Genomic DNA, 20,017 nt, shown 5'->3' on the forward strand with positions numbered 1-20,017 from the left:
TCACGGCGCAGAGTGCCCCGGTGAGCCGTTGCTGGTCTGTGCCCCCGCGCGCCGCCGGCGTGGTGCTGCTGATGCTGCTGGTGGCGTCCGGGCTCGCCGGCTGCCGGGACACGCCGGAGGAGCCGATCCCGATCCGGATCGCCACCGGCAGTCCCACCGCCGTCTACCACGCCTTCGGCCAGTCGCTGGCCGCCCTGCTCAACCGGGAGCTGCCCGGCGTACGGGCGAGCGTGGTGGTGACCGCCGCGTCGGCGGAGAACGTCCGACTGCTCGGCACGGGCCGCGCCGAGCTGGGCTTCACCCAGGCCGACGTGCTGCCCACCGGCGAGCAGGAGCGGCCGACCGTGCTCGCCGTGGCCCGGGTCTACGACGACCTGCTGCACCTGGTCACCACGGCCGGCGGTCCGGTCCGTACGCTGGCCGACCTGCGCGGCCGGCGGGTCTCCGTCGGCGCGCCCGGCTCCGGTACCGAGATCACCACGACCCGGCTGCTGGAGGTCGCCGACCTCGGCGGCGCCGCCGTCGCGCGGGAACGGCTGGGGCTCGACGACTCCGTCGCCGCCCTGCGCGCCGGCCGGATCGACGCCTTCTTCTTCTCCGGCGGGCTGCCGGTGCGCGCCGTCAAGGAGCTGAGCGCCGCCAGCGCCATCCGGATCGTCGACCTGGGCGAGTGGACCGAGCCGCTACGGCGCGGCTACCGCGAGGTCTACGTGTCCCGGGACATCCCCCGCTCGGTGTACGGGGTCGACCCGGTCACCACCGTGGCCAACCCGAACTACCTGGTGGTACGGGCGAACCTGCCGGAGGCGCTGGTCCGCGAGGTGACCCGGCTGTTGATGGAACGCCGGGCAGAGCTGGCGGCGGCCCATCCCGCGGCCGGGCGGATGAGCCCCCGCTCGGCCATCGCCACCACCCCCCTGCCCCTGCACCCGGGCGCGGCCGGCTGGTACCGGTCCAACAAGCCCTGACCGGCCGCCGGCGGGCCGACCCCCGCGGGCCGGCGCGGCGCGGAACCGCCCTCAGCGGGCCGACAGGGCCGGTCCGTCGGGGCTGACCGCCGGGCCGCGGACGGCCGTACCCGCCGGGGCGGCAGGGCCGGCGGGGACCGGGGCCGGGAACCACAGACCGGCCACCAGGCCGCACGGCTCCGCCAGACGCATGGTGAGCCGGCCGTCGGAGGCGTCGACCAGCACCGCGACGATGGTCAGGCCGAGCCCGGCGCCGTCGACGTTCTGCACCTCGGGCGCCCGCCAGAACCGCTCGGTGGCCCGGTCGAGCTGGTCCAGCGTCATGCCGGGCCCGGTGTCCCGCACCTCCAGCGCGATCCCGCCGTCGGCGGGCCGGACCGTCACCGTCACCTCGCCGCCGGCCCCGCTGAACTTCACCGCGTTGTCGATCAGCGCGTCGAGCGCCTGGTCGATCGCGGTCGGCACGGTCCGGGCGTACGCCGGGCCGGCGACCGAGGCCAGCCGGAGGCTGACCGACCGGTGCCGGGCCAACGGCTGCCAGGCGGCGACCCGGGACGCGGCCACCTCGGCGGCGTCCACCGTCACCCGCTGGTTCTCCTCCCGCTCGGCGCGGGCGAGGGTGAGCAGGGCGTCCAGCAGCCGCGCCAGCCGGTCGGTCTCCTCCAGCGCCAGCTGGTGCTCCGCCCGTCCCTGCGGGTCGCTGAGGCTCAGCCCCAGCTCCTCCACCCGCAGGCGCAGCGCGGTCAGCGGGTTGCGCAGCTGGTGGCTGGCGTGCGCGACGAAGGCCCGCTGCCGGTCCATCACGTCCGACACCACGTCGGCCATGTTGTTGAAGCTCGCGGCGAGGCGGCGTAGCTCCGGCGGGCCCAGCCGGTGCTGCACCCGGGCGCTCCGGTCCCCCTCGGCGATCTCGTGGGTGACGGCGTCCAGCTCGGTGACCGGGCGCAGCACCCACCCGGCCAGCCCGAACGCGGTCAACACGCAGGCCAGCACCGCGACGATCCCGATCGCGGCGAGCAGCAGCCACCACGCCGTGACCCTCCGCCGGATGCCGTCGGCGGGCGTGGCGATGACGACCGCCCCGAGGACCTCGCCGCCGTCGTTGATCGGCACCGCCACCACGACCGGGTCGTCCCCCCACGGCCACACCGAGTCGGGGACGCTGAACTGCTGCCCGGACAGCGCGTAGTCCAACGCCGCCTCGGTCCCCTGCCCGGGTCGCCAGTCGCGCGACGACACCGCCGTGCGCCGGTCCCGGTCGACCACCGCCGCGCCGATGCCGTACAACTCGTCGTAGCTCGCCAGCTCGCCGCCGAGCGGCCCCGGGGCACCGCCGCGCAACGCCGGCCCGGCCAGCGAGGCGAACCGGGTCGCGTCGGCGAGCCGGTCGGCCCGCACCCGCTCGGTCTCCCGGCTGGCCAGGGTGGCCGCGAGCGGGGTCTCCAGCGCCAGCAGCACGAGCACCATCAGCAGCAGGTAGCTGATGACCAGCCGACGACGCACGCCACCCCCCTCACTCCGCGCGCAGCCGGTAGCCGACCCCGCGGACCGTCTCCACCAGCCGCGGGTCGCCCAGCTTGCCGCGCAGCGAGCCCACGTGCACCTCGACGGTGTGCCGATCGGCCCAGGTGGTGCCCCAGACGTCGAGCAGGATGCGGTCCCGGGGCACCGCCACCCCGAGCTGCCGGCCCAACGAGAGCAGGATGTCGAACTCCTTGCGGGTGAGGCTGACCTCCCGCCCGTCGACGGTGACCGTGCGGGCGGCGACGTCGATCCGTACCGCCCCGGCCTCGATCACGTCCCGCTCCGGCGCGGCGTGCGCGGCCCGCCGCAGCACCGCCTCGATCCGGGCCTGGAGCTCGACCATCGAGAACGGCTTCACCACGTAGTCGTCGGCGCCCAGCCGCAGGCCGAGGACCCGGTCGCGTTCCTCGCCCCGGGCGGTGACCGCGATGATGCCGAGCTGGGCGCTGCGCCGGCGCAGGGCCCGGCACAGGTCCGTGCCGTCGCCGTCGGGCAGGGTCAGGTCGAGCAGCACCAGATCGCAGGGTGCGGCGGAGAGGGCCGCGGCGACGGTGGCCGCGTGCTCCACCTCGTAGCCGCGCCGGATCAGGGCCGAGGACAGGGCGGCGGCGACCCGAAGGTCGTCCTCGACCAGCAGGATGCGCAACCCGGACCCCCGTTCCTCGAACCGATCCGTCGCATCGTCGCAGAAGCCGGCGCCGGGCGGGAGGGCCGCCCGGCCGGCGGGACGGCACACCGCCCGGTCCGGGCCGGTCCCCGGGGCCGCGCGGCCGGGTTTCCCGCCCGCCGTACGCTGCGGGGGTGATCTACAAACTGCTGACCACCGCCGAGTGGGACGCCGCCCGCGACGCCGGGCACTTCGCCGGTTCGGCGGTGGACCACCAGGACGGCTTCATCCACCTCTCCGCCGCCGGGCAGGTCGTGGAGACAGCCCGCCGGCACTTCGCCGGCGTCACCGGCCTGACGCTGCTCGCCGTCGACCCGGCCGCGCTCGACGGGCGGCTGCGCTGGGAGCCGTCGCGGGGCGGGGAACTCTTCCCCCATTTGTACGGGGCGCTGCCGGTGGCCGCCGTGGTCGAGGCCCACGCGCTGCCGGCGGACACCCCGGCCGCCGACGCGGTGGCGCGCCTGCTGGCCTGACCGGCCCCGGAAACGGGCGCGGGCCCGGGCGACCGTGGTCACCCGGGCCCGCACGCGACGCGGACGGTTCAGCCGCAGAGGCGGCCGATCTCCTGCCGGAACCGCTCCATCGGGTTCGGCTCGTCCGGGCCGAGCAGGTAGACCTTCAGCTCCTGGCGCGCCTCCGTCATCGGGTCGTCACCGGCCCGGGTGAGCGCGACGATCTTCTCCAGCTCGCCGCAGTCGGCCGAGAGCAGGTACGCCGCCCGGGCGGTCGGGAAGTTGCGCCGGAACTCGTCCTCCGACAGCCCGCTCGGGTTGGCCACCACGTACGGCCGCTGGCTCTGCACGAAGTCGGACACCACACTGGAGATGTCGCTGATCAGCAGGTCGGTCTGGTTGAAGCAGTCGAACAGGGCCGGGACCCGGCCGGTGACCACCCGGTGGCCGGGGCCGTCGAGCGAGGTGGCCTCGGTGTCGCCGCCGGCCGCCCGGATCAGCCCCACCACCCGCTGGTGCACCGCCAGGGCCGCCTTCGAGCGGGTGCCGGTCAGCGGGTGCGGCTTGTAGATCAGCCGCACCGACGGCCGGGTGGCGAGCAGGCCCTTGACGATCCGCTCCCCCATCAGCACCAGCGAGGTGTGGTACGGGTCGTCTTCGAGCCAGCCCTCCCAGGTCGGGGCGTACAGCACGGTGAAGGGCCGGTCGACCGACTCGGAGCCGAACGTGTGCACCCCGGCCAGCTGCGGCCGTCCGATCTCGACGATGTCGGCGTCCAGCACGCCCACGCCGGCCCGGGCGTAGCGCTCGCGCCCGGCGCGCCCGGCCACCCAGACCTCGTCGTACACCTTGCTGTACGGGTTGACGCTGGCCTGCTTGTCGCTGTCGCCGTGTCCGACGAAGATGTGCTTCGTGCCCGGCTCGCGGAGCATGTGGATGTTCGCGCCGACGTTCGCCGCGTAGAGCGCGGCGCGGATGCTGCCCATTTCCAGGTTCATGAAGTCCGGGCCGGCCGGCACGCAGATCACCGGCAGCCGCGTGTCGGCCAACTCCTGGAACGCCTCCCGGCTGCGCATCAGCACCACGGCCCGCCGCTCGAGGGCCTCGGTCGGGGCCAGCCACATGTTGGCCTGGTAGACGTCCTTCGCGGGACCGGCGAAGTAGAGGGCGACCTCCGGCCGGTAGGTGTCCATCCACCGCTGCACGGCCGGCAGCAGGGTGCTCTTGCCCATGCCCCGGCCGCGCAGCCAGGTCAGCGCGACGATGCCGCCGGCCACCGCCGCCGACAGCACGGCCGCGGCGCCGGCCGCCAGCATCGGGGCGACGTCGTCCTGCGCCGCCGCGAGCACCGCCGCCGGCACCAGCAGGACGTTGACCATGGCGAGCGGCTCGCCCGCGACCGCGGAGACCCACTCGGGCGGGCGGGGCGCGGAGCGCAGCGGGCCGAGTTCGATGTTGCGCACGAGCGCGGACTGCGGGTTACGGCGCTCGATCATCCTGTTCAGCGCCCCGGCGAAGACCGAGATCACCCAGACCGCGGCGGGCAGCAGCAGGATCGCGGTCAGCTGCACCGGAGTGGGGCGGAGCGTCCCGACGACGAGCAGGACGGCCGAGAGGTCACGGGTCAGCTGGCGGTAACCGCGCCCGAGGCCGACCTTCTCCAGCAGCGTCAGGGTGGGCGCCGACCACCGGGGCAGGGCGAGCTCACCGACGACGGCGACGGCCCCGGCCACCGCGAACAACCAGACCGCGCCCAGCGCCCCCGCGACGAGGGCGATCAAATAGAACAGCAGCAGCACCGCCCCGCGAGCGGCCACTCCCGCCGGTCCGATCAACTTGCCGAACAACGGTCACTCTCCCCCAGACGGAATCGGCGACGGGGCCGACCCCACCGGGGCCGGCCTCGACGTCTAGTACGGCTAGCAGCGGGGTCCACTCGTTCGTCGTGCACGGCCCCATTCGCCCTCAGACCTTAACGCGAGACGTTGAGAGCGCCCTATTGGGGTATTGCGGATTTCCTTCCGTTGCGGGCGGTCGGTCCCGCACCGGTCCCGCTCGGCACGGTCATCCGTTCTGCCGGAAACATCGCACCGCGCCGGGGGCCGGGCGCTTCGCGAATTCCTCGAAGCCGAGCTGCGCCACGGCGTCGCGGCCGGCCCGGTTGACGGAGTAGACGCAGATGGTCGTCACGTTCAGTCGCTCGATCGACGCCGCCAGCTCCGGCAGCGGGGCGATCTCCGTGCCGTCGGCGAGCTTCGCCAACCGTCGGCGGTCCCGCACGAAGTCGGAGTTCTGGTCGTACTCGAGCAGGTAGCCGTCGCGGGGCAACACCACCCGCAGCCGACTGTCGATCATGGGCGCGGTGCGCATCAGGGTCGACGGAGCGAGCAGCAGGCCGGACGGACGGTCCAGCCCGTCGATCCAGAAGACGATCTGCTTACGCTGCTGCGGCAGCTTCCAGATCGGGTGCGGCGCCACCTCGACGAAGCTCTCCTTGGCCCACATCGGCGTGCCGAAGGACGCGAAGGACGCGACCAGCGCCGCGGCGACGACCGCGCTGGCCAGCCGGGACAACCTCGGCAGATCGACGGTGCAGAGGATCCCGACCAGGCCGGGCAGCGCGAGGATCCAGGGCACCCGCCAGAGCACGGCGGAGACGCCGCTGACAGCGCCGAGCGCCTCCAGCACGCCGGGCACGAGCAGCATGCTCAGTGTCACCGCCGCGCTCGCCGCGAGCAGTCTCGGGGTGCGCGGCCGGACGAGCATGGGCGCACACCAGAGGGCGAGCCCGCCGACGACCCCCAGCACGCCGACCAGCAGGGTGCGGCGGTAGGTGCCCTCGGCGTCGAAGAACTGGACGTCGCCGCCGGCGGCGACCGGCCCGAGCACCAGCCGCGACACGACCACCGCGCCGATCGGGTAGACCAGCGCGACGACTCCGGCCGTCAGCGCGTCCCGCCAGCGGCCGACCAGGAGCATGGCCAGACCGGCGGCGCCGACCAGCAGCGGCAGGATGATCGCCGATGTCGACGTCAGCCCGGTCGCCACCACCGAGAGCGCGCCCACCAGGAACAGCTTCCACCTCGACCGTGACTCGAACCAGTCGGTCAGGTAGACCCACATGAGCGGGATGACCGCCGAGACGAACATGCCCTTGCCCTCGTAGAGCCGGGGCAGGTGGAACGTGCCGAGCGCGGCGTCCGAGCCGGCCACGAGGTAGAGGTAGGCGACGGCCACCGTGAAGGCCAGCACGGGCCGGCGGGGCGCCCAGCGGTGGACCAGCCGCCACAGGGCGAGCACCGCGAGCACGGCGAGCACCGGCAGCAGCACGTACCACGTGGCGGTGGCCGCGTGAATGCCCAGGAAACGTCCGAGCGCGCCGGCGAAGACCTCGATCGAGGAGATCGGCGGCTGGGTGCTCAGCGGGGCGGCGACGTTCTCGGTGAACAGGAAGTCCCGCAGCGGGACGATGTCCCGCTGGGCCACCCACACCGACTTGCCGACGTAGAAGACGTCGTCCTGGGTGTTGCGGGCCATGAACAGCGAGGAGACGGCGACCCCGACCGACACGAGCAGCGCGTAGGTCGCCTGCCCGCCCCTGGCGACCGGCTCCCCCGCCTCGGCGCGGACCAGCCACGCCCGGCGCGCGCGCAGCACCACGACCGCGGAGGCGAACAGCCCGAGCGCGGCGGGCACCCACCAGGGCATCCGACCCCCGACGGCGGCGGTGCCGGCGGCGAGGACGCCGGCGCCCGCGGCGATCCACCACCAGCGCGACCTGTCCGCGGCGGGCTCCACCGGGGCGGGCGGGGCCTCGACCGCCCGCCGCCGTAGGGCCCGGACCAGCGCCAGCACGCCGAGCACGGCGCAGCAGACGAGCCAGACCAGAAACGTCACCGACGGCCGCAGGGCGACCAGGAAGGCCGCGTGGTACAGGACGGTGAACAGTGCGAAGGCCAGCACGGACGCATCGGTCATCCGGCGCGGAAGAGACGCCACGAAGGCCCCGAACCGCCGCCTGGCGTCCTGGCCCCCGGTGCGTTGCTCGTCCGGCATGCGCTGGTCCCCCACGGGCTCGGCGTCGTTCGCGACGGTCGACACAGGGCGTCCTTGCTCTCGGTCGAGTGGGAGGATTCGTGGTCGGGCCGCCCCGCCGTGGGCGGGCACGACCGGCCCGGCGCAGGACGGCAGCCTACCCCGGACGTGGTCACCGGCGGGGCCGGCCACCCGGGCCGCCGCCGGCGAGGCTCAGTGGGAGTCGCCGGCGAAGAGCCGGCCGACCGCCCGGTGCGCCGGCAGGATCCCCTGGCGTGCCACATCCGCGTCGAGAACCCCGTCGAGGATGTCGAGGAAGTGGTCGAGCTGGGCGGCGAGCGGCTCCCGGTTGGAGACCAGTTCCGGAACCTCCATGATGGACTGCTGCCGGTAGCCGCGGCCGTCCGGCGTCGCCGCGTCGAGCGACACGTGCCGGTAGATGGTGACGTCCCGGCGGATGAGGTCCGCCTCGATCAGCCGGTCCACCTCGCTGATCACCAGGGTGCGAACCTTGCGCTGGCCGATCCGGCTCGCCGAGACGTTGGCCAGGGCCGGGTTGTCGAACGTCAGCACCACCTCGGCGACGTCCTCCGCGCCGGGCAGCGAGTCGGGGTGGAAGTAGCCGAGGGAGCCCCGCACCGAGCTCGGCTCCTGCCCGCCGAACGCCTGGATCGCCAGGTCGACGTCGTGCACCAGCAGATCCCACGCCACGCCGGTGCGGATCCGCGGCGCGTACGGGGAGTGCCGGGTGACGGTCAGGTGGACGGGACGGTCGACCAACGCGAACGCGGTCAGCACGGCCGGGTTGAACCGCTCGAGCAGCCCGCAGAGCAGCGGCACGCCCCGCTTCTCGGCGGTCGCCACGACGTCCTCGGTCTCGCTGAGGCTGCCGCAGACCGGCTTCTCGATCAGCAGCGGCTTGTCCGCGGCGAGCACCTCGCCGGCCAAACCGTGATGCAGCTCGGTGGGCGCGGCGATGACCACCGCGTCGACGTCGGAGAGGTTCGCCGGGTCGGGGGCCCACTCGGCGCCGTACCGGTCGGCGACGTCCCGGCCGACGGGCTCGCGGGGCTCGATCACCCGCACCAGCCGGGCCCGGTCCGACTGGGCGATGACCCGGGCGTGCAGGGAGCCCATCACGCCCGTGCCGACCAGGGCGAAGCGCACCGGGGCGGTCACGCGCCCACCGCCTTGCGGACGGCCTCGACCACCCGGTCCACGTCGCCGTCGGCGAGGTGGTGGTGCACCGGGAGGGAGACACACTGCCGGACCACCCGACCGGTCACCGGGGCCGGGTCGGCGACCACCCGGGGGTGGTCGCGGTAGCAGTCGTAGTCGTAGACCGTCTTCGGGTAGTAGATGCCGCTGCCGACGCCCTGTTCGGTGAGCCGGGCGATCACCTCGTCGCGGCTGACCGGGGCGGCGTCGGTGACCAGCACCGTGTACTGGTGCCAGACGTGCGAGCGGCCGGGCAGCTCGGCCGGCAGGCGCAGGCCGGGGACGTCGGCCAGGCCGGCGGACAGCCGGGCGGCGTTGTCCCTGCGCCGCTTGACGCTGTCGGCGTAGCTGGCCAGCTGCGGGATGCCGAGGGCGGCCTGCAGGTCGGTGAGCCGGTAGTTGTGGCCGGCGACCTCGTACTGGTAGCGCTGCCGCATGCCCTGGTTGCGCAGTACCCGCAGCCGGTCGGCGAGGGCCGCGTCGTTCGTGGTGATCATGCCGCCCTCGCCCGTGGTGAGGTTCTTGGTGGCGTAGAGGGAGAACGTGCCGAGGCCGAAGCTGCCCGCCCCGCGCCCGTCGACGGTCGCCCCCAGCGACTGCGCGGTGTCCTCCACCAGGCCCAGCCCGTGCCGCTCGACCAGCGGGACGATCGCGCCCATGTCGGCCGGCTGCCCGTACAGGTGCACCGGCATGACCACCCTGGTCCGCGGCCCGATCGCGGCGGCCAGCGCCTCCGGGTCCATGCAGAAGTCGTCCTCGCGGATGTCCGCGAACCGGGCGGTCGCGCCCGCCTCCAGGATCGCGTTCAGCGTGGCGACGAACGTGAACGGGCTGGTGACGACCTCGTCCCCGGGCTGCAGGTCGAGCACCTCCAGGGCGGCGACCAGCGCCGTCGTGCCATTGTTGACGGCCACCGCGTGCTCCACTCCGACCAGGTCGGCGAACTCCCGCTCCAGCCGGGCGACCATCGGACCCTGCGCCAGCACTCCGGAACGGATCACCTCCACCGCGAGCTGCTCGGCCGCCTCGTCGAGTCTGACCACGGAAATGGGGATCACGGCGTCTCTCCTCGGGGGTTGGTGGCAGCGAGCAGACGGTAACAGCGGTGAGCTGCGACGAGGCAGCGACGGTCCGCCGTCGAGAGGTTCCACACCACGCGCGCCGGGGTACGTACGGCGCGGGACCTGGGCTAGTGTAGTTCCCTGCTCTGACCACCCCACCCCGGCGACGGGCGAATGCGACGCGGAGGCAGGTAACGCATGGTAGAGACGGCCACGCGCAAGAGCGCCGCCCCCGCGACAGCGCCGACGCCGTCGACCGACGCCCTGCCGGCCGGCGCCGCGCCGGCCCCGGCCAGCCCGCTGCGGCGGTGGCTGTCGCTCGGCGTACGGGTGGTCGTCATCGTCGCCATCGCCGCCGGGATGACCTGGAGCGTCGTCGACCAGTGGCCCCAGGTCCAGTCGACCTGGCTCGGCCTGGCCTGGCAGTCGGTGGCGCTGTCGGTGCTGGCGGCGCTGCTCGGGATGGTCGCGAACACGATGGCCTGGCGGGCCGCCGTGGCCGACCTGGGGCACCGGGTGTCGATCGCCGCGGCCCTGCGCATCTGCCTCGTCGGCCAGTTGGGCAAGTACATCCCCGGCAGCGTGTGGGCGTACGTGCTCCAGATCGAGCTGAGCCGACGCGCGGGACTCCCGCGCGCGCGGGCCTTCCTGGCCACCCTGGTCAGCGTCGGCCTCGGCGTGACCGCCGCGCTGGGCCTCGGCCTGCTGAGCCTGCCGGCGCTGCGCGACGCGGCGGCCGGCGACGAGTCCAGTTACGCCGACTCGGTGCGGGTCGCGCTCTGGATCGTGGCGGCGCTGTTCCCGGTCGCGCTGGTCTGCGCCCTGCCGCGGGTGCTCACCGCGCTCGTCCAGCTCACCCTGAAGGTGCTGCGCCGCCCGCCGCTGGAGCACCGGCTCACCTGGCCCGGCGTGCTGCGGGTGGTCGGCTGGAGCGCGCTGGGCTACGGCCTGTTCGGCGTGCACCTGTGGCTGCTGGCGAACGCCCAGGCCGCCCCCGGGCTGGACGGCCTGCTGCGCAGCGTCGGCTCGTTCGCCATCGCGATGACCGTGGGCATGTTCGCCTTCCTCTCCCCCTCCGGGCTCGGCGTGCGGGAGGCCGTGCTGGTGGCCGCGCTGGCCCCGTTCCTGGTCGGCAGCGGCGGCGTCGGCGCGGCGATGGGCATCGCGCTGGCGTCCCGGCTGATCTTCACCATCGCCGACGTCATCGCCGCCGGGCTGGCCGCCCTGTCCGGGGTGCGGCAACTGCGCCGGGAGGGCGGGGCCGTGGTGGCCCCCGCCACCGAGTAGCGAAGACGCGAACAAGGGCCCGGTCGGTGACCGGGCCCTTGTCGCTGCGGTCAGCGGGTGGTGACGGTGGTGATCCGGGTGAACTCGCGCATCAGGTCGTACCCGTCCCAGGTGGCGGCGAAGTTGAGCGCGTCGCCCACCGGGACGATCCGGTCCACCCCCCGGCCGGCGAGCGTGCGGGCGAAGGCGACCAGGTCGTCGGCGGAGAACCCGAAGTGGGTGACCGTCTGGTCCCGACGGACCACCAGCGGCGCGAGGTCCGCGAGCGTGTCGACCCGGGCCTGCGGGAACGTCCCGACGCCGAGCCAGCGGCGCGGGATGCCGCCCGGCTCCGCCAGGTCGACCGTCGCCAGGTCGTTGCCGTCGAAGTGGACGGCCGTGGCGGCTCCCTCGATGGCCAGGCCGTACGTGGCGACCCGCTTCTCGACCGCCATCGCGGCGTCCACCTCGGGCCGTTTGCCGTCCAGCACCGTACGGAGCCGGGCCAGCAGGTCCGCGCGGGCCGTCGCGGTCGCCGCCGGGTCGCCGACCCAGTACACAGTCCGGGGCGAGGCGCAGGCCGCCTGGTCGAACCAGTACGAGTCGTTGTAGAAGCCGAGCGCGGCGGCGTCCCGGTCCCGCTCCTCGGCGGCCAGCCAGCCGGCCGCGCCGATCACCGTGAAGGAGGAGCGGTCCGGGAATGTCAGGTCCCGGGCGTGCGGCGCGAGCGGGTGCCGGCGGATCTCGGCGACCGACCGGTCGCCGCCCCAGATCACCCGCAGGTCGGCGGCGGCGGACAGCGCGGCGGTCACCGCGTCGTCCCGGCCGTACGTGACCATCCGCTGGGTCTGCCGGACCGCCTCGTCCGCGTCGGCGAGGGTGTCGTTCAGCGCGTCCAGCACCGCGTCGGCAGCCCCGGCCGACCGGGACGATATCCGCACCACGTTGGCGTTGCCGGCCAGCGCGGACAGCGCCCAGGAGTAGACGAAGATGGTGTCGACGTTGGCCGGCGGGACGTGGAAGACCAGCCCTCGGGGGAAGCGGAGCTGCCCCGGCTCGTCGCCCACCCGCTCGAGCGCCTTGGCGATCTCGCCCCGGCGGAGGAAGAACCCGAGGGAGGCCAACTCCGGGTGCCGGCGGGCGACCGCCGGACGGAGCAGCCGGCGGGCGAACGCCACCAGGAACTCCACCACCCGCTCGTCGCCGACGGTCAGCGGCCCACCGGCCGGGGCCGACCGCAGCGCGGCGACCAGGTCGTCGACGCCGATGGCGCCGCCCGCCGGGAACCGCTCGATCACCTTGCCGCTCATACCGTCACCTCGCTGCGCTCGGCGCCGGCCTGAGCCCTCAACCTGCGTTGATGATTCGCTCGCTGCCGCTCGCTCACACCGTCACCTCGCTGCGCTCGGCGCCGCTCACGCTGCCTTGCTGATTCGCTCGCTGCCGCCCCTCGCTCATGCCGCCTCCGTGAACGTGTCGCTGCACCCGCGCGCCTCCGCCCGGGGCAGCCGGCCCAGGATGGAGAACCGCTTGCCCGGCCAGACGCCGTCGTCGACGCCGTGGACGACGCCCCGGTCCTCGGTGAGCAGGATGTGCCCGGGGTACGACCGGGGCAGGGTGCTGATCACCTGCACCACGCCCGGGGTGCCCACCGGCACCTCCTCCCAGGTGTGCGGGTCGCGGACGATGACGTCGGAGAAGTCGGGGCAGTAGAGGCCGCCGCCGTCCGGCCCCTCCAGGAAGGTCAGGCCGATCTGCTCGACCATGCCGTAGAAGTTGTGGATCCTGGTCAGCCCGGTGTCCTCGGTGAAGCGGCGGCGGAACTCCGCGTTGTCCACCGCGCGGTCGACCAGCTTCTTCCAGCCGCCGCTGTGGATCAGGATGCCGTTGCTCAGGTCGAGCTTGTGGTCCCGGGCCAGCTCGTAGAGGTAGAGCCAGGTCATGAACGTGAAGCCGAAGATGAGGAACGGCTGGTCGCCGTGCTTGTCGAGGAAGGCGCGCACCGCGTCCGGGTCGGGCTGGTCGTGCTCGTCGAGCACGAAGGTGTGGTCGCGGCCGAAGTTCATCAGGCCGAGCACCCCGGCACCCCGCGCGGAGAACGACTGCCGGTTGGCGAACAGCGCCTTCGTGTCGACCAGCAGCATCGGCAGCCGCTTCGGCCCGATCACCGTGCTCAGCGTGGCGGAGAGCATCTTCTGCTGGACGCCGGCGGCTTCCTTGTCGAGGAAGATCCGGCTCACGTCCCCGGTGGTGCCCGAGGACGTGAGCACCTTGAAGACCTCGTCGTCTGCGATGCTCTTGAGCGCGTGGTGCTTGAACAGCCGCACCGGCAGCCAGGGCAGGTCGGCCACCCGGTCGTACCGGCGGCCGGGCAGGTGGCCCAGGGAGGCGAGCAGCCGGGCGTACTCCGGGCTGTTGGCCCGGTGGTGCTCGGTCAGCTCCACCAGCTCGGGCAGCAGCTTTGCCTCGCGCGCCGCCTGGTCGAGGGTGAACAGCGTCATACCAGCGCCTCCAGGGAGCGGTAATCGATCTTGCCGTTGGGCAGCTGCGGCAACCGCTCGATGGTGCGGACGTCGAAGCCGGACCGGTGCAGCTTGAGCCGCTCCGCGAGCCGGCCCGCGAGGGCCTTCGCGTCGTCCCCGGTGATCCCCTCGACGAACACGACGACCTTGTCCGGGCCGGAGACCGCGACGACGGGCCCCTGGTCGCGGGCCAGCTCCTCGATGTCGTGCAGGTTCACCCGGATGCCGAAGATCTTGCCGAACCGCTTGAGCCGGCCACGCAGCCAGACGAAGCCGTCGGCGTCGAGGTGGCCGAGATCCCCGGTACGCAGCACCCCGCCCTGCTCGTCGCCGCGGGTCAGATCGGCCGAGCTCTCCGCGTACCCCATCATCACGTTCGGGCCGCGGTAGACCAGCTCGCCGACCACGCCGGGACGGTCGGTCTCCGTGCCGTCGGGGCCGAGGACGGTGAACGACCCGCCGTCGAGCGCCGGGCCGACCGAGCCGACCCGCTCGGGCAGCGCGTCGGCCGGCAGCGTGCTCATCCGGGGCGCCGCCTCGGTGCAGCCCCACATGACGTGGAACCGGCCGCCCACCGCGGCGATCCTCTCGTGGAAGGCGAGGATCATCTCGTCGCGCAGCTTGCCGCCGGCCTGGGTCAGCGTACGCAGCGACGGGTACTTCGCCGGGCTCCACCGGATCCGGTGCAGCATCTCGTAGTTGTACGGCACCCCGGCCAGCGACGTCGCGCCGTGGGCCTGCACGGCCTGCCAGAACTCGCGGGCCAGCACCCCGCCGTCGACCACCAGCACGGTCGCCCCGGCGGCCAGGTGGCTGTTCAGCACGGACATGCCGAAGCTGTAGTACAGCGGCAGGCTGGTCGGGGCGATCTCGTCCGGGCCGAGGTCCAGCGCCCGCGCGATCGCGGCGGCGTTGGACTCCACGGCGGTGCGGGAGAGCCGGACGAACTTCGGGTCGCCGGTGGAGCCGGAGGTGGCCAGCAGCACCGCGAGGTCCGGGTGCGGCTGGTCGGCCGTGGGTCGCTCGCGCACCCAGAGCGGGCCCAGCACGGCGTCGTCGACCTCGCGGTACTGCTTGGGCCGCTCCCCCGGGCTGGCGCCGGCGCCACCCTCGGCGAGGCCGACCACGACGGCCGGCTCGAACCGGCGGACGAAGTCGGCCAGCACGGCCGGGTCCAGCGACGGGTCGAGCAGGGCCACGGGGCGGTCGGCGCGCAGCGCGCCGGCGTACCGCAGCACCGCGGCCACCGAGGTGCCGCTGCGGGCGAACACCACCCCGGGCGGAAACCCGCCGTACGCGGTGGCGTGCCGGTCGACCTCGGCGCCCAGCTCGCCGCCGCCGAGGACGTCGCCGGTGGCGGCGTCGATCAGGCGGGCGGTCGGGGCCACCAGGTTCACGGCACCAGCCCTCCGTCGACGCCGAGTACCTGGCCCGTCACGTACCGGGCCGCGTCGCCGGCCAGGAACCGGATCACGTCGGCCACCTCGTCGGGGTCGCCGAGGCGACCGAGCGCCGCGGCCGACGCCTGCCGGTCCAGCACCTCGGCCGGCAGCGCGGCGGTGAGGTCGGTGCGGATCACCCCGGGCGCGACGGCGTTGACGCGGATGCCCCGGCCGCCCAGCTCACGCGCGGCGGAACGGGCCAGCGCGGCCACGGCGGCCTTGGACGCCGCGTACACGGACTGGCCGGCCGCGCCGTACGTGCCGACGACCGAGGCGAGCAGCACGATCGAGCCGCCCCGCCGCTCGGTGCCGTCGGCCGCCCTGCGCTTGCGGGCCATCGCCCGGCCGGCCGCCTGCACGGCCGCGACGGCGCCCGCGACGTTGACGTCCAGCGTGCGGCGGACGTCGTCCGCCCGCATCATGCCGAGCAGGCCGCTCTCCATGATCCCCGCGTTGGCGACCAGCACGTCCAGCCCGCCGTGCTCGGCGGCGACCTGCTTGACCGTGGCGCCGACCGCGTCGAAGTCCGCCGCCTCCAGGCCGAGGCCGTGCCCGCCGAACTCCTTGGCCACGGCCTCGGCCCGACCGGCGTCGCGGCCGGTGACGACGACCGTGGCGCCGGCCGCGGCGAGGGCGCGGGCGGTGGCCAGGCCGATGCCCCGGGTGCCGCCGGTGACGAGGGCCACCCGGCCGGTCAGCTCACTCATCGACGCCGAGACCCCGCAGCATGTCGAGGGCGACCTTGAAGCTGCTCATGTCGATGACCTGCTCGGTCTCCAACTGGACGTCGAACTCGTCCTCGATCGCGGCGACCAGGGTCATGTGGCCGAGGGAGTCCCACTGCTCGATGCCGCGGTAGGTGAGGCTCTCCACGTCGGTGCCCTCGGGCAGTTCCAGGGCGTCCACGAAGACGGTACGCAGGCGGTCGGTGAGGGTCATTTCGCTTCTACTCCGTTGATCGCTAAGGGAAGGGATGGTCACTGCCCGTCGCGGCGCACCGCGGGCGAGCCCCAGACCGGGGCCTCCCCACGCGCCTGCGCCTCGGCCCGCCGGGCGGCGTTCTCGGCGCGGACCCGCTCCGCCTCGGCCTTGATGTGGTCCTGGTCATAGCGCTGGAACACCCGCGCGGGGTTGCCCGACACCAGACTGTAGGGGGGAACGTCCTTGGTCACCACCGACAGCGGGCTGACGGTCGCGCAGTCACCGATGGTGACACCCATCATGATCACGCTGTTGCCGCCGATGAAGCAACCCTTGCCGATCTTGACCGGCTTGCGCTCGATGAGGTCGCTGCCGGAGTGGTTCTCCAGCATCATGTTCGCCAACCAGCTCGAGTGGGTGAACACGAGGCAGTTCAACCCGATGCTGGTGTGGTCGCCGATCTCCAGTCCGCCGCTGGCGTCCAGGACGGTGTTCTCCCCGATCCAGCAGTGCTCCCCCATGACCAGGTTCTCCGGGCTGACGATCTTCGTCCGCTCCCGGATCCGGGTGGTCTCGGGCAGGCCGAGGAAGCGGGCCCGCTCGACGTCGTTGAGGAGGCCGCCGACGAAGTCGTTGAGGATGCCCGTACGCAGCCGGTTGCTGCGCTCGTCGTCGGAGAACATGTTCACGCCCGCTCACCCACCATCCTCGCGAAGACCTCCAGGTGCTGGCGGGTGACCACGTCGAGCGTGAAGTGCGAGTACACGAGGTCGCGCTGGCGCTTGGCGATCCACTCCCGCTCCTCCGGCTCGTCCAGCAGCCGGATCACCGCGTCGGCCAGGTCGGCCGGGTCGTTCGGCCGGACCAGCACGAAGTTCTCCCAGTTGCGCAGCCGCACGGCCGGGAAGTTCGTCTCGGTGACCGTGCCGATCGTGGCCCGCCCGGCCGCCATCGCCTCCAGGCTGGCGGTGCCGAAGCCGCCGCCCTGCAGGTCGTGGGCCACCACGTCGGCGGCGGCGAAGTAGGCCGGCACGTCGGCCGGCGGCACCACGCCGGTGGTGATGATCGCGTGGTCGACGCCCAACTCCGCCGCCCGCTTGGCGAACGCGTCGTAGTAGACCCGGCCGATGATCATCACCTTGGTGTCCGGGTGCTTGGCCAGGACGGCCGGGAGCGCCTCGACCAGGGCCAGCCGGTCCCGCAGCGGGATCACGTGGCCCAGCGAGACGATCAGCGGGCCGTCGCCGACGCCGTGCCGGGCGCGCACGTCGGTCTCCGGGGCGCCCTCGAAGCGGCTCGGCTCCACCGCGACCGGGATGTACTCGAAGTTCGCCGTGGTCGCGCCGTAACGCTCCGCGCAGTAGTGGGCCGCCAGCTCGTCCATGATCACGTAGCTGGGCCGGAACCGCGTGATGATCGGCCTGACCAGGAAGCGGTCCAGCGTCCGGAACAGCGCGGCGTACTTCGGGTCCGGGCTCTCCAGCCGGGTGTGGATCGACAGCAGCACCGGTACGCGGTGGCGGCGCGCGTACCAGCCGGAGATCCAGCTGAGATCGAAGAACTGGCCGTGCTGGTGGATCACGTCGGGCCTGAACTCGGCCAGCAGCCGGGAGACCCGGCGCAGGTTGCCGGGCCGGGCCAGCGTGAAGGCCATGTCGAAGTCGATGGACAGGCCGAGCTTCGGCATCGGCATGGCGGGCAGCCGGACGACGCGGTAACCGCCCCGCTGCTCCTCCGCCGGCGCGTCCCGGTAGGCGGCTGTCAGGACCAGGACCTCGTGACCGGCCGCGGCGTAGCGCTCCGCCAGCGCCGCGGCGAGGTGCGAACTCCCGCCGGGCCGCGGGGGGAAGAAGTTGTTGACGACCGCGATCCGCACAGCGGTAACTCCCGTCGAGGTCGGTGTGAGGGGCGGAGTGGGGGTCCGGGGCCCACCGGTGGATCGTACGGGCGGTCCGGAGGATCTGCCGGGAGGCGACGCGGGCCTACGCTACCTCAGCACCGTGAACAGGCGGTGACTGCCGTCCTGCCAGGTGGCCTTGCCCGCACCTCCCGAACCCGCGGTCCGCCCCGCCCGGCAGCCGCGGCCGGCCGGGGCGGACCCACCCATCCGGTAGGCTCTCCGACCGGCGCCGGCCCTGCCGGCCGGCCATCAGCCGGACACACCTTGCAGAGCGGACAAGCATGGCGAACACCATCCACCCGACCGCCGTCATCGGGGCCGACGTGCAGCTCGGCGACGACAACACGATCGGCCCGTACAGCGTGATCGTGGGGCCGACCCGGATCGGCAACGGCAACTGGATCGGGCCGCACGTGGTGATCGGGACCCCGGCCGAGTACCGGGGCGGTCCCCACCCGGCCGCCTGGGACCCCGACGGCGGGCGCGCGGGAGGCGGCGTCGTGATCGGCGACAACAACGTCCTCCGGGAGTTCGTCACGGTCAACCAGGGCATCCAGGAGACGACCCGGATCGGCGCCGACTGCTACCTGCTGACCAGCAGCCACATCGGGCACGACTGCGTGCTCAACGACGGGGTGACCATCACCGACGCCGTGCTGCTCGGGGGGCACACCCACGTCTGGTCCTGGGCCAACATCGGGCTGGGCACGGTGGTGCACCAGCGCGGCCAGGTGGGCCCCGGCGCCATGGTCGGCATGGGCTCGGCGGTGCGCCGCGCGGTGGAGCCGTTCACCATCACCGTGGGCAACCCGGCCCGGGCCACCGGCGTCAACCGGGTGGGCCTGTCCCGGCGCGGCTGCACGGAGGACGTGGTCGACGCCTTCGAGCAGTACCTGAAGGGCCGCGCCGACCTGCCGGCGGGCCTGCCCGACGACGTCGCCGCCGAGCTGTCCGCGTGGGCCAAGGCCATGGCCTCGGAGAAGGAGTGACGCCGCGGGTTCTCGGCGCCGACGGCTGAGCCGGTGACCGGCACGGCGACCGTGGACACCGCGCAGACGACGGGCGTGGGGGCGCCGGCCGGTGGCCGGCGCCCCCACGGCGTCTCGGGGCTCAGCCCGCCGAGTTCCGCACCAGCTCGTTCATGCCCTCCTCGACCGTGATCCGGGGCTCCCAGCCGAGCACCTCGCGGGCCCGGGTGATGTCGGCGGCCCGGCGGCTGACCAGCACGTCGCGCGGGTTGAAGATGGGCTCGACGTCGGTGCCCACCGCCTGGATCAGGATCTTGGTCAGCTGGGCGATGGAGGTGTCCACCCCGGTGCCGATGTTCAGCGGCATGTTGTCCTGCTCCGACTCCAACGCCGCGACCACGGCGCGGGCCAGGTCGGTGACGTGGATGAAGTCCATCGACTGCTCGCCCTTGCCGTCGATGATCGGGGCCTGGCCGGCGCGCAGCCGCTGGATGAAGGTGTTGATGACGCTGGTGTAGTACGCCTCGATCTTCTGGCCCGGGCCGTACACGTTGAAGAAGCGCAGCGCCATCCAGGACAGGCCCTTGCTGCGCTGGTAGTAGCCGAGCAGATCTTCGCCGGCCCGCTTCGAGATGCAGTACGGGGTGAGCGGGTCGAGCTGGTCGTCCTCGTGCATCGGCAGCTTCTTCGGGTCGCCGTAGACCGACGCCGAGGAGGCGAACACCAGCCGCTGCACGCCGTGGTCGGCGGCGGCGGCGAAGACGTTGTTGTTGCCGACCATGTTGATGTCGATGGACTCGTACGGGTCGGCCTGGCTCTTGTTGATCGAGACCGTCGCGAAGTGGATGACGTGGGAGCACCCCTTCATCGCGTTGTGCACCGCGCCGCCGTAGCGCACGTCCTGCTCGACCAGGTCGACCTTGCCGGTCTTGACCAGCTCGTTCACCCGGGCCCGGTCGCCGCGCGCCATGTTGTCGAAGATGCGGACCTCGTAGCCCTTCTCCAACAGCAGCGGGATGACGTGCAGCCCGATGAAGCCGGCGCCGCCGGTGATGAAGACCTTCTTGCTCATG

The 20,017-nt window shown here is 73.4% G+C and carries 18 protein-coding genes; 4 read left to right on the top strand and 14 right to left on the bottom strand.

From position 1 onward, the window contains the following. Window positions 1–20: 20 nt before the first annotated feature. On the top strand, window positions 21–968 hold the full coding sequence (locus tag ABGB16_RS05970; protein WP_347666939.1) for a TAXI family TRAP transporter solute-binding subunit: 948 nt from the start codon (window positions 21–23) through the stop codon (window positions 966–968). A gap of 51 nt (window positions 969–1,019) precedes the next feature. Here the strand turns inward: ABGB16_RS05970 and ABGB16_RS05975 are convergent, their stop codons facing one another. Continuing rightward, a complete protein-coding gene (locus ABGB16_RS05975) occupies window positions 1,020–2,471 on the bottom strand; it encodes a HAMP domain-containing sensor histidine kinase (RefSeq protein WP_347666940.1) in 1,452 nt (483 codons plus the stop codon). Between the two features lie 10 nt (window positions 2,472–2,481). Next, on the bottom strand, window positions 2,482–3,138 hold the full coding sequence (locus tag ABGB16_RS05980) for a response regulator transcription factor (protein ID WP_347667020.1): 657 nt from the start codon (window positions 3,136–3,138) through the stop codon (window positions 2,482–2,484). Between the two features lie 155 nt (window positions 3,139–3,293). Here ABGB16_RS05980 and ABGB16_RS05985 point away from each other — a divergent pair, with 155 nt between their 5' ends. Then, complete coding sequence (locus tag ABGB16_RS05985) at window positions 3,294–3,632, top strand: DUF952 domain-containing protein (RefSeq protein ID WP_347666941.1); 339 nt, start codon at window positions 3,294–3,296, stop codon at window positions 3,630–3,632. Window positions 3,633–3,700: 68 nt separating this feature from the next. Here the strand turns inward: ABGB16_RS05985 and ABGB16_RS05990 are convergent, their stop codons facing one another. The 4 genes from ABGB16_RS05990 to ABGB16_RS06005 form a co-directional block, all read right to left on the bottom strand. Next, window positions 3,701–5,458 (bottom strand): CDP-glycerol glycerophosphotransferase family protein, encoded by a 1,758-nt coding sequence (locus ABGB16_RS05990; RefSeq protein WP_347666942.1) that lies wholly within the window; start codon window positions 5,456–5,458, stop codon window positions 3,701–3,703. A gap of 217 nt (window positions 5,459–5,675) precedes the next feature. Next, the gene (locus tag ABGB16_RS05995; protein WP_347666943.1) at window positions 5,676–7,712 is read right to left on the bottom strand and encodes a DUF6077 domain-containing protein; all 2,037 of its coding nucleotides are present in this window, start codon (window positions 7,710–7,712) and stop codon (window positions 5,676–5,678) included. A 147-nt stretch (window positions 7,713–7,859) separates the two neighbouring features. Beyond that, window positions 7,860–8,825 (bottom strand): Gfo/Idh/MocA family oxidoreductase, encoded by a 966-nt coding sequence (locus ABGB16_RS06000; protein ID WP_347666944.1) that lies wholly within the window; start codon window positions 8,823–8,825, stop codon window positions 7,860–7,862. Continuing rightward, window positions 8,822–9,922, bottom strand: a complete 1,101-nt coding sequence (locus tag ABGB16_RS06005; RefSeq protein WP_347666945.1) for a DegT/DnrJ/EryC1/StrS family aminotransferase — start codon at window positions 9,920–9,922, stop codon at window positions 8,822–8,824. The genes ABGB16_RS06000 and ABGB16_RS06005 overlap by 4 nt, the downstream gene beginning before the upstream one ends. 201 nt (window positions 9,923–10,123) lie before the next feature. Here ABGB16_RS06005 and ABGB16_RS06010 point away from each other — a divergent pair, with 201 nt between their 5' ends. Beyond that, window positions 10,124–11,212 carry a lysylphosphatidylglycerol synthase domain-containing protein gene (locus tag ABGB16_RS06010; RefSeq protein WP_347666946.1) on the top strand — a complete coding sequence of 363 codons (1,089 nt, stop codon included), beginning with the start codon at window positions 10,124–10,126 and terminating at the stop codon, window positions 11,210–11,212. 50 nt (window positions 11,213–11,262) lie between these two features. On the opposite strand, the gene ABGB16_RS06015 is transcribed toward ABGB16_RS06010, so the two are convergent. The 7 genes from ABGB16_RS06015 to ABGB16_RS06045 all read right to left on the bottom strand — a co-directional run bounded on the left by ABGB16_RS06015 (window position 11,263) and on the right by ABGB16_RS06045 (window position 17,952). After that, entirely contained in the window at window positions 11,263–12,501 is a 1,239-nt protein-coding gene (locus tag ABGB16_RS06015; RefSeq protein ID WP_347666947.1) for an acyl-CoA reductase, read from the bottom strand. Window positions 12,502–12,645: 144 nt separating this feature from the next. After that, a complete protein-coding gene (locus ABGB16_RS06020) occupies window positions 12,646–13,692 on the bottom strand; it encodes an acyl-protein synthetase (RefSeq protein ID WP_347666948.1) in 1,047 nt (348 codons plus the stop codon). Next, a complete protein-coding gene (locus ABGB16_RS06025; RefSeq protein WP_347666949.1) occupies window positions 13,689–15,110 on the bottom strand; it encodes an AMP-binding protein in 1,422 nt (473 codons plus the stop codon). Before ABGB16_RS06025 ends, ABGB16_RS06020 begins: the two co-directional genes overlap by 4 nt. Then, on the bottom strand, window positions 15,107–15,862 hold the full coding sequence (locus ABGB16_RS06030; RefSeq protein ID WP_347666950.1) for an SDR family oxidoreductase: 756 nt from the start codon (window positions 15,860–15,862) through the stop codon (window positions 15,107–15,109). Before ABGB16_RS06030 ends, ABGB16_RS06025 begins: the two co-directional genes overlap by 4 nt. After that, window positions 15,855–16,094, bottom strand: a complete 240-nt coding sequence (locus ABGB16_RS06035; RefSeq protein WP_347666951.1) for an acyl carrier protein — start codon at window positions 16,092–16,094, stop codon at window positions 15,855–15,857. Before ABGB16_RS06035 ends, ABGB16_RS06030 begins: the two co-directional genes overlap by 8 nt. Before the next feature lie 38 nt (window positions 16,095–16,132). Further along, window positions 16,133–16,759: an acyltransferase gene (locus ABGB16_RS06040; RefSeq protein ID WP_347667021.1), complete on the bottom strand. Its 627-nt coding sequence runs from the start codon at window positions 16,757–16,759 to the stop codon at window positions 16,133–16,135. A 2-nt stretch (window positions 16,760–16,761) separates the two neighbouring features. Beyond that, complete coding sequence (locus ABGB16_RS06045; protein ID WP_347666952.1) at window positions 16,762–17,952, bottom strand: glycosyltransferase family 4 protein; 1,191 nt, start codon at window positions 17,950–17,952, stop codon at window positions 16,762–16,764. Between the two features lie 305 nt (window positions 17,953–18,257). Between ABGB16_RS06045 and ABGB16_RS06050 the strand changes: the two genes are divergently transcribed. Beyond that, the gene (locus ABGB16_RS06050; RefSeq protein ID WP_347666953.1) at window positions 18,258–18,965 is read left to right on the top strand and encodes a UDP-N-acetylglucosamine acyltransferase; all 708 of its coding nucleotides are present in this window, start codon (window positions 18,258–18,260) and stop codon (window positions 18,963–18,965) included. A 121-nt stretch (window positions 18,966–19,086) separates the two neighbouring features. Here ABGB16_RS06050 and ABGB16_RS06055 read toward each other — a convergent pair whose 3' ends face one another. Beyond that, on the bottom strand, window positions 19,087–20,016 hold the full coding sequence (locus ABGB16_RS06055) for an NAD-dependent epimerase/dehydratase family protein (RefSeq protein WP_347666954.1): 930 nt from the start codon (window positions 20,014–20,016) through the stop codon (window positions 19,087–19,089). Between the last annotated feature and the right edge of the window lies 1 nt (window position 20,017).

The sequence above is a fragment of the Micromonospora sp. B11E3 genome, from assembly GCF_039871625.1.
GTDB lineage: Bacteria > Actinomycetota > Actinomycetes > Mycobacteriales > Micromonosporaceae > Micromonospora.

Excerpts from the sequence above, each read along its gene's own strand:
- ABGB16_RS06040 (WP_347667021.1), bottom strand. The coding sequence starts at position 16,759 with ATGTTCTCCGACGACGAGCGCAGCAACCGGCTGCGTACGGGCATCCTC.
- ABGB16_RS06050 (WP_347666953.1), top strand. The coding sequence starts at position 18,258 with ATGGCGAACACCATCCACCCGACCGCCGTCATCGGGGCCGACGTGCAG.
- ABGB16_RS06020 (WP_347666948.1), bottom strand. The coding sequence starts at position 13,692 with ATGACGCTGTTCACCCTCGACCAGGCGGCGCGCGAGGCAAAGCTGCTG.
- ABGB16_RS06010 (WP_347666946.1), top strand. The coding sequence starts at position 10,124 with ATGGTAGAGACGGCCACGCGCAAGAGCGCCGCCCCCGCGACAGCGCCG.
- ABGB16_RS06055 (WP_347666954.1), bottom strand. The coding sequence starts at position 20,016 with ATGAGCAAGAAGGTCTTCATCACCGGCGGCGCCGGCTTCATCGGGCTG.
- ABGB16_RS06035 (WP_347666951.1), bottom strand. The coding sequence starts at position 16,094 with ATGACCCTCACCGACCGCCTGCGTACCGTCTTCGTGGACGCCCTGGAA.
- ABGB16_RS06030 (WP_347666950.1), bottom strand. The coding sequence starts at position 15,862 with ATGAGTGAGCTGACCGGCCGGGTGGCCCTCGTCACCGGCGGCACCCGG.
- ABGB16_RS06015 (WP_347666947.1), bottom strand. The coding sequence starts at position 12,501 with ATGAGCGGCAAGGTGATCGAGCGGTTCCCGGCGGGCGGCGCCATCGGC.